A 7512-nucleotide genomic window follows, 5' to 3' on the forward strand; every position below is an offset into this window, starting at 1 on the left:
CGCAGGGCCCCGGCGCCTGGCCGGTCTGCTCCGTCAAGGCGGGTCTGAGCCAGGGCGGCGCCGCCGCCCAGGTCGACACCTCCTCGTCGAACTCGTCGAACTCCTCGTCCTCCGCGCCGGCCGCCAAGGCGCCGAAGGCCGCCGCCGCGCCGAAGAGCACGGCCCCGAAGACCGACTCCTCGGCTTCGAAGAAGCACACCACCACCGCCGCCCCGGCGCCGAAGGCCGCCAAGGCCCCGGCTGCTCCGGCCGCCCCCGTGCAGAAGAGCAACGGTGGCAACTACACCGTCAAGAGCGGCGACACCCTGAGCACCATCGCGGCCTCCAAGGGCCTCGACTGGAAGACCCTGTACAACCAGAACGCCGGCGTCGTCGGCGGCAACCCGGACCTGATCTTCCCGGGCCAGGTCCTCTCGGTCTGACGTACCCCGTAGTACCGACACCGTCGGCCGTCCCCCACCCGGGGGCGGCCGACGGTGTTTTCGCGTTCCGGGCTCCCAGGGGAGCCCGCGCCCGTCGGTCCCGGCCTGCCGTGTCCTGCCGGGTTCCGCCGGGTTCCGCCGGGGCCCGACGGGAGTCCTGTCGACGGGGCGCCGCGCCTGCCGGGCGGCTCAGGTCCGTCCGGAGCCGCCCGCCCCGGCGTGGTCGAGCGCGGCGGCCGGGCCCGTGCCTTCATGGGGTCATGCGACCGATACTGCTGCTGGCCCTGATAGCCCTGACGCCGGCCCCTTCCCCCGCCCCGTCGCCTTCGCAGCCGCCCGGCGCCCCGCCCGCCTCCGACGTGATCTGGGAACGGCTGGCCCAGTGCGAGAGCAGTGGCGACTGGCGCGCCGACACCGGCAACGGCTACTACGGCGGTCTGCAGATCTGGCCCCCCACCTGGCGGGAGGCCGGCGGGGTGTCCTTCGCCGACCGGCCGGACCGGGCGACCCGGCGGCAGCAGATCACCGTCGCCGAGGAGATCCGCCGCGAGCAGGGCTGGGCGGCCTGGGGGGCCTGTGCGCGACACGTCGGCCTGCTCAGCCCCTGACGGCGCAGCGTCCGCAGGAGCGGCGCGGAGTCGGCAGGAACGGGGTGAAGCGGCGGGAACTGCGCAGCGTCTGCCGGAGCGGCGCGGACGTCAGGACCAGACCAGCTCGCCCTTGGCGACCTTGGTGCCGAGGTCGGCGGCGAGCACGAGGCCGGCGCCCGGGTAGTGCCGCTCCAGTTCGGCCCGGGCCGCCGCCGCGTCCGGGGCCCGGCCGATCTCGGTCTCGAAGGTCCGCAGGTACTCCCGGGTGTAGCGGACGGCCGTACCGTCCGTCGGCGAGCCGGGCGTGCGGTGCCCGGCCGCCACGAAGGACGGGTCCAGTGCCTCGATGCCGTCCAGCAGGTCGATCCAGGCGGCCCGCTGCGCGGAGGCCGGCGTGTCGGCGGTCCAGACGTGCAGTCCCTGGAAGAGCAGCACTCCGCCGAGGACGGCCCGGTGCTGGTGTTCCCAGAGGTAGTGCCGGTCGGGCAGGTGGAAGTCGGTGCCGCGGAGTTCCAACCGGTGGCCCTCGAACTCGATCACGTCGCCCGGGAGCGGCTCCGGTACGACCAGGCGGGTGGGCAGTTCGTCCCCGAGGTGGGCCCAGGTCTCCCGCTTGGCCTCGTAGGTCCCCGCGATGTGCTCGATCACCGCCGGTACGGCCAGGAAGCGGGCCTGCGGGAAGGCGTCCGCGATCTCCTGCGCGCCGAAGTAGAAGTCCGGGTCGCCGTGGCTGACGAAGACCTTGGTCAGCTGCCGGCCGGAGTCCCGGACTTCCTGGACCAGCCGCCGGCCGTCGGAGCGGGTGAACCCCGCGTCGACGAGCAGTGCCTCGCGCGGACCGGTCACCAGCACGGCGGTTTTGTTGAGCGAGGCGTCCGAGAAGTCGATGATCTTGAAGTCCAGGGTCTTCATTGCGGCTCCTTGCCGGCTGGAGTGCTCCACCTTCAGCCTGGGCCGCAGGCCCGGCCGCTGCACCCGCTGCCGCACCGGCCCTGCGCCGAACGGCTCAGCCGCTCGGCGGAGGCGGCCGGCGAGACGGCCGGAGGTGCCGGGAGGTGGCCGCTGTTCGCCGTTGCTGCCGTCCGTCGTCGTCGGCGGCGGCTGCGAGGATGGGGAAATGGACGGTGAACCCCCGCCGGAGCTGTTCCCCGAGCAGCTGGCCGAGCTCTTCCCCGGGCTTCCCCGGCCGCTGCCCGGGCCGCAGTCCCGGCTGCAGCGCCGGCCGCTGTCCAGCCGTGAGCGGCTGGAACCGGCACCCGGTGTCGTCCTGCTGCCCGACTGGCTCAGCCCGGCCGAACAGCGGGACCTGGTCGCCGCCTGCCGCGAGTGGGCCCGCCCGCCGGGCGGGATGCGCACCGTGCGGCTGCCACGGGGAGGGGTGATGTCGGTGCGGATGGTCTGCCTCGGCTGGCACTGGTACCCGTACGGCTACGCGCGGACGGTGGTGGACGGCGACGGGGGCCCGGTCAAGCCGTTCCCGCCGGCCCTGGGCGACCTGGCCCGGCGGGCGGTGGCCGACGCGTACCGGACGGCGGACGAGGGCCCGGGCGGCGTTGGCCCGGGCGGCGAGGGTTCGGGCCGCGCGGGCTCGGGCAGCGCGGGCTCGGGCAGCGCGGGGGAGGTGGCCGGAGTGTCCGGCTACGCGCCGGATGTCGCGGTGATCAACCACTACCCCCACGGCGCCAGGATGGGCCTGCACCGGGACCGCGAGGAGCGGGTCGACGCGCCGGTGGTCTCGCTCTCGCTGGGTGACACCTGCGTCTTCCGGATCGGCAACACCGAGACCCGTACCCGCCCCTGGACCGACCTGGAGCTGCGCAGTGGTGACCTGCTGGTCTTCGGCGGCCCGGCCAGGTTCGCGTACCACGGCGTGCCGCGGACACTGCCGGGGACGGCCGATCCGGCGCTCGGGCTGGTGGGGCGGCTGAACCTCACCGTCCGGCAGTCCGGCCTGGGGTGACGCGGGCCGTGCGGCGACCGGGTACGCCGGTGCGCCTCGGTGTGCGTCCAGGTGCGTTCATGTGCGTCGGGGCGTGCGTCGGGGCGCGGGAATTCGGTCGGGACCAGCAGACTTCTGATAGACGACGGCGGAGCCGCGGGCGTGCTGCGCCCGGCGCGGTCGGCCAAGAGAGGGAGCGGACACCATGGGTACACCCGTCGACCAGCTGGTCGATCTGCTCGATCTGGAGCAGATCGAGGTCAACATCTTCCGGGGCCGCAGCCCCGAGGAGTCGCTGCAGCGGACCTTCGGCGGGCAGGTGGCGGGGCAGGCGCTGGTGGCCGCCGGGCGTACGGTCGACGCCGGGCGCCCGGTGCACTCGCTGCACGCCTACTTCCTGCGCCCCGGTGTGCCCGGGGTGCCGATCGTCTACCAGGTCGACCGGATCCGCGACGGGCGGACCTTCACCACCCGCCGGGTGCTCGGCATCCAGCAGGGCCGCAGCATCTTCGCGCTCACCGCCGACTTCCACCTGCCCGAGCAGGGCGGCATCGAACACCAGGACCCGATGCCCGATGTGCCCGCGCCGGAGGACCTGCCGAGCGCGCTGGAGGAGGTCGGCGCCAAGCTGGGCGAGCTGCCGCCGTTCATCAGCCGCCGGCAGCCCTTCGACATCCGCTACGTCGACCGACTCCGTTGGACGAAGGAGGAGTTGGTCGGCGTCGAGCCGCGCAGCGGCGTCTGGCTCCGGACCAACGGCGCACTCCCCGACGACCCGCTGATCCACGTCTGCGCCCTCACCTACGCCAGCGACATGACCCTGCTGGACTCCGTCCGCGCACCCGTCGAACCCCTCTGGGGCGAGCGGAACTTCGACATGGCCTCGCTCGACCACGCGATGTGGTTCCACCGCCCGTTCCGGACCGACGACTGGCTGTTGTACCAGCAGGAGTCACCCGTCGCTCACGGCGCGCGCGGCCTGGCACGCGGGCAGATCTACGACCGGAGCGGCCAGTTGGTCGTCTCCGTCATGCAGGAGGGCCTGTTCCGGCCGCTCGCCGACCGCTGAGCGCCGACACCCCGCCGAGCCCGCCCGCCGAACTGCCTGAACCGCCACCAGCCGGACGAGACCGACCCGACTCCCGGGAGGGGTACGCGATGAACGCCGCCGAGGAATGGAAGCACTGGACGGACTCCCGGACGGCCGCGGTGAGCGCCCCGCACGGTCCGCTCGCGCTGACCGGGACGCACTGGCTCGGGCCCGAGCCCGCCGAGCTGCCCGGCCTGCCCGGGCGGTGGTCCGCCTCGGACGGTGCGGTGCGGCTGCGGGCCACGGCGGCGGACGGCATCACGCTGAAGGGTGCCGACGGGCCGGTCGACGGGGAGACCGAGCTGCGCCCGGACACCTCGCCCGACGCGGACCTGGCCGCGCTGGGCGAGGTGCTGCTGGTACCGATCGAGCGGGAGGGGGAGTCGGCGCTACGGGTGTTCGACCCGCGGTCCCCGGCCCGGGAGGCGTTCGCGGGTATCGCCGTCTACCCGTACGCCCCGGAGTGGGCCGTGCGGGCGGTCTTCACGCCGTTCGGGGCCGAGAGCGATCAGGTGGTCCTGGTGCCCAACGCGGACGGCCGGGAGCGCCCGCTCGCGGTGGCCGGCCGGATCGCCTTCACGCTGGCGGGCGAGCCGCACACCCTGACTGTCAGCGGCTCGGGGGCCGGGCTCAGCGGCGTGATCGCCGACGCCACCAGCGGGCAGACGACGTACCGCTTCCGTTTCGTCTCGCTGCCCGCCCCGGACGCCGAGGGGCGCACGGTGCTGGACTTCAACCGCGCGTACCTGCCGCCGTGCGCCTTCGCGGACCACTTCGTCTGCCCGTTCCCGCCGCCGGGCAACCGGCTGACGGTCGCGGTGGAGGCGGGGGAGAAGCAGGTACTGTCGCGCTGACGCCGCCGTCGCTGTGGTCGCCGCCGTGGGCGTCAGTGCCGGCCGCGCCGGTGGCCCCGGTGTCGGGCGCGGCGGGCGCCTGACCGACGATGGACCATCATGTCGATCAATCAGCCTTCCCGAGCCTCCCGATCATCCGACGATACGAGCGCCGCCGAGGCCGACGGCTCAGGGGCCGACGGCGCCGAGGCCGATGGCTCCGACAGCTCCGGCAGCTCCGGGACTTCCGGCGGTTCACGGCCTGAACCCGGGCGAGGGCGGCTGCGGCGGATGGCCAGGGGCACCTTCGCCGACCTCAGCCCGCTGCGGGAGATACCTGACTACCGGCGGGTGTGGTTCGGGCAGTCGGTCTCCTCCATCGGCCAGCAGATGACGGCGGTGGCGGTGGCCGTCCAGGTCTACGGCCTGACGGGATCCAGCTTCGCGACCGGCCTGGTCGGCCTGTTCTCGCTGGGCCCGCTGATCGCCTTCGGCCTGTACGGCGGTGCGATCGCCGACCGGGTGGACCGGCGGCTGCTCGGGCTCACCGGTTCGGCCGGGCTCGCCGCCGTCTCGGCGGTCCTGGCCGCGCAGGCGCTGCTGGGCCTCGGATCGGTGGCGCTGCTGTACGTAGCAGTGGCCGTGCAGTCCGGCTTCTTCGCGCTCAGCTCACCGGCGCGGTCCTCGATGATCCCCCGGCTGGTACCGAGCCGTCAGCTCCCGGCCGCGAACGCCCTCAACACCATCAGCATGAACCTCGGCATGACCGTCGGCCCGATGCTCGGCGGCGTCCTGATCGCCGCGTACGGGGCCCAGTCCGCCTACCTGGTCGACACGGTGGCGTTCAGTGCCACGCTGTACGCGATGTGGCGGCTTCCCGCGATGCGGCCCGGTGACGACGGCGGCAACGGCAACGGCAACGGCAACGGCAACGGCGGCGGTGGCGGTGGCGGTGGCGTGGCCACCGGCACGGACAGCGGCAAGCGACGGGCCTCGGTGCTGGACGGGCTGCGCTTCCTGCGCGAGCAGCCCAATCTGCGCACCAGCTTCCTGGCCGACCTCGCCGCGATGATCTTCGGGCTGCCCCGCGCCCTCTTCCCGGCGATCGCCGTCGGCTTCTACGGCGGCGGTCCCGGCACGGTCGGCCTGCTGGTCGCGGCACCGGCCGTCGGCGCGCTCACCGGAGCGCTGTTCTCCGGCTGGGTGTCCCGGGTACGGCGCCACGGCATTGCCATCCTCGCCGCCGTGAGCGTGTGGGGACTTTCGATCGCGGCCTTTGGCCTGGTGCGCGAGCTCTGGCTCGGCCTGCTGTTCCTCGCGGTGGCCGGCTGCGCGGACACCATCAGCATGATCTTCCGCAACACCATGATGCAGGTCGCGGCGCCGGACGAGATGCGCGGCCGCCTCCAGGGCATCTTCATCGTGGTCGTGGCCGGCGGCCCCCGCCTGGGCGACTTCGAATCCGGCACCGTCGCCGCCCTCACCTCCCCGGCGGTCTCGGCCGTCACCGGCGGCCTGGCCTGCATCGCGGCCATCCTCCTCCTCGCCGCCCGCCGCCCCGCCTTCCTCCGTTACGACGCCCGCCACCCCACTCCCTGACCTGCGACACCGCCCGACGGGCCCCACCGGAAACCTGGCAGCGAGCACCCCCCGCAGTGCTGTATTGTTTTCCACGTCACCGAGTGATCGGGGACAGGTCGAGAAGCCGAAGATCAGCAGCCACAAGCTCTGACCGGAGGCCACGAGACCACGGGACGTGGCGCAGCTTGGTAGCGCACTTGACTGGGGGTCAAGGGGTCGCAGGTTCAAATCCTGTCGTCCCGACCGGCGTTTTCGCAGGTCGGAGGCCGTTTCCACCGCAAGGTGGGAGCGGCCTTTCTGCTGTTCCGTCAGCTGGTGGTCGCACGGTGGTCGCGACCGGTCTGTTTGGGCGCTGTTTGGCGACGCTGGGTGGCCTGCCGTGTCTGGCGGGTGGCCAGCCGCGGTGTGCGGGGGCTGTGGGGGAGGCGCTCCTTCAGTTTCGCCCGCCTGACCTCCCGGTTCGTCGGCGTGGCCGGACCCCGCCGCCACTTGTAGAACCAGGCTTGGGACACGCCGAGCGCCCGGCAGGTGACGGTGTGCAGTATGCCGTGCTCGGTCCTCTGGTCGCTGATCATCCCGACGAGCTCCGCCGGGTCCGCCACAGCTACTTCACCCACAGGACCATGCAGCGTTTGAGGACATCACGCTCCATCGCCAATTCTTTGTTGTCCAGCTTCAGTTGAGTGTTCTCCCGGCGCAGTCGCGCCAGTTCCTCACTCTCCCCGGACCCGATGCCGCCGGCTTGCCGGGCCCGCGAGACCCAGGTCGCCAGCGTCGTCTCGTTGATCTCCAGATCTCCAGATCTCCAGATCTCCAGATCTCCAGATCCCTCGCTACCTCGGCCAGCGTCTTGCCGGTCTCGACGCCGATTCGCACAGCCCCCTCACGGAACTCCGCGTCGAACTTCTGCCTCTTGTCTGCCATGACTCCCAACTTCCCCTGCAGTCACGGTCTCTACGCTAAGAGCTCGCGCAGATAGGCAGCGCGGGGAGACCCGGAAACAAGGCGGGCACAGGTCCCGGTGATCATGGAGTTACGACGCTCTGTGATCACTGGG

Annotated in this window: 8 protein-coding genes and 1 tRNA gene; 7 read left to right on the top strand and 2 right to left on the bottom strand. The window is 72.8% G+C overall.

Annotation, left to right across the window (positions count from 1 at the left end; translation table 11 throughout):
* Positions 1-422, top strand: a 422-nt coding sequence (locus ABD330_RS31630; protein WP_344469755.1) for a LysM peptidoglycan-binding domain-containing protein, incomplete at its 5' end; no start/stop codon positions are given.
* A 260-nt stretch (positions 423-682) separates the two neighbouring features.
* Entirely contained in the window at positions 683-1030 is a 348-nt protein-coding gene (locus ABD330_RS31635; protein ID WP_344469756.1) for a transglycosylase family protein, read from the top strand.
* A gap of 90 nt (positions 1031-1120) precedes the next feature.
* Here ABD330_RS31635 and ABD330_RS31640 read toward each other — a convergent pair whose 3' ends face one another.
* Positions 1121-1924: an MBL fold metallo-hydrolase gene (locus tag ABD330_RS31640; protein ID WP_344469757.1), complete on the bottom strand. Its 804-nt coding sequence runs from the start codon at positions 1922-1924 to the stop codon at positions 1121-1123.
* Between the two features lie 205 nt (positions 1925-2129).
* On the opposite strand from ABD330_RS31640, the gene ABD330_RS31645 reads away from it, so the two are divergent.
* The 5 genes from ABD330_RS31645 to ABD330_RS31665 all read left to right on the top strand — a co-directional run bounded on the left by ABD330_RS31645 (position 2130) and on the right by ABD330_RS31665 (position 6698).
* A complete protein-coding gene (locus tag ABD330_RS31645) occupies positions 2130-2972 on the top strand; it encodes an alpha-ketoglutarate-dependent dioxygenase AlkB family protein (RefSeq protein ID WP_344469758.1) in 843 nt (280 codons plus the stop codon).
* 184 nt (positions 2973-3156) lie between these two features.
* Complete coding sequence (locus ABD330_RS31650) at positions 3157-4020, top strand: acyl-CoA thioesterase (RefSeq protein ID WP_344469759.1); 864 nt, start codon at positions 3157-3159, stop codon at positions 4018-4020.
* An 89-nt stretch (positions 4021-4109) separates the two neighbouring features.
* Positions 4110-4895, top strand: a complete 786-nt coding sequence (locus ABD330_RS31655) for a DUF1684 domain-containing protein (RefSeq protein WP_344469760.1) — start codon at positions 4110-4112, stop codon at positions 4893-4895.
* A gap of 270 nt (positions 4896-5165) precedes the next feature.
* On the top strand, positions 5166-6473 hold the full coding sequence (locus ABD330_RS31660) for an MFS transporter (protein WP_344469761.1): 1308 nt from the start codon (positions 5166-5168) through the stop codon (positions 6471-6473).
* Positions 6474-6624: 151 nt separating this feature from the next.
* A tRNA-Pro gene (locus ABD330_RS31665) sits at positions 6625-6698 on the top strand.
* Positions 6699-7130: 432 nt separating this feature from the next.
* Here the strand turns inward: ABD330_RS31665 and ABD330_RS31670 are convergent.
* Positions 7131-7379: a transposase gene (locus ABD330_RS31670; RefSeq protein WP_344469762.1), complete on the bottom strand. Its 249-nt coding sequence runs from the start codon at positions 7377-7379 to the stop codon at positions 7131-7133.
* Positions 7380-7512: the final 133 nt, after the last annotated feature.

Source organism: Kitasatospora kazusensis (assembly GCF_039529945.1).
Classification (GTDB): domain Bacteria; phylum Actinomycetota; class Actinomycetes; order Streptomycetales; family Streptomycetaceae; genus Kitasatospora; species Kitasatospora kazusensis.

What these genes read in the sequence shown, in the direction of transcription:
- ABD330_RS31660 (WP_344469761.1), top strand. Translation starts at nt 5,166, where the DNA reads ATGGCCAGGGGCACCTTCGCCGACCTCAGCCCGCTGCGGGAGATACCT.
- ABD330_RS31640 (WP_344469757.1), bottom strand. Translation starts at nt 1,924, where the DNA reads ATGAAGACCCTGGACTTCAAGATCATCGACTTCTCGGACGCCTCGCTC.
- ABD330_RS31635 (WP_344469756.1), top strand. Translation starts at nt 683, where the DNA reads ATGCGACCGATACTGCTGCTGGCCCTGATAGCCCTGACGCCGGCCCCT.
- ABD330_RS31645 (WP_344469758.1), top strand. Translation starts at nt 2,130, where the DNA reads ATGGACGGTGAACCCCCGCCGGAGCTGTTCCCCGAGCAGCTGGCCGAG.
- ABD330_RS31650 (WP_344469759.1), top strand. Translation starts at nt 3,157, where the DNA reads ATGGGTACACCCGTCGACCAGCTGGTCGATCTGCTCGATCTGGAGCAG.
- ABD330_RS31670 (WP_344469762.1), bottom strand. Translation starts at nt 7,379, where the DNA reads ATGGCAGACAAGAGGCAGAAGTTCGACGCGGAGTTCCGTGAGGGGGCT.
- ABD330_RS31655 (WP_344469760.1), top strand. Translation starts at nt 4,110, where the DNA reads ATGAACGCCGCCGAGGAATGGAAGCACTGGACGGACTCCCGGACGGCC.